Origin of the sequence: Vibrio sp. 10N.261.52.A1 (genome assembly GCF_002876325.1) — a bacterium.
GTDB classification, from domain to species: Bacteria; Pseudomonadota; Gammaproteobacteria; order Enterobacterales; family Vibrionaceae; genus Vibrio; species Vibrio chagasii.
Window position 1 is genome coordinate 1 of the sequence record NZ_MCYD01000249.1, and the last position, 333, is coordinate 333.

1 pseudogene is annotated in these 333 nt (G+C 41.4%); it reads left to right on the top strand.

Features of this window, described 5'->3' with window-relative positions:
• Positions 1-256, top strand: a pseudogene (locus BCT81_RS03300) (chromosome partitioning protein ParA); the annotation flags it as partial.
• Positions 257-333: the final 77 nt, after the last annotated feature.

Sequence of the window (333 nt, forward strand, 5' to 3'; positions counted from 1 at the left end):
GGTCGCTAACTACCATCGTCCTAAAAATTCTTTTGTGTTGGAAAAGTCGGATCTTAATAAGTATCTGGGAGTGAGTGTTGATCTAGAGTTTGACTATTGTAAGTCGCTTGCGCACATCATTATTGATGGCAAGCGAGGACATAAACATGACCGAAATATTAGTCACTCTACGGAGCAGTTGGTCAAACTCATTAATGGCCAGCCGATCGACCAGAAAGCGATGAACTCTTGGTTAAAGAAGGTGCGTGTTAAATGAGTTCTAATAAAGACTTATATCTCGCCTTTCGTGGTCAAATTTTTGAAGCGTTAGACGCCGAAGCGGTTCAGAAAATG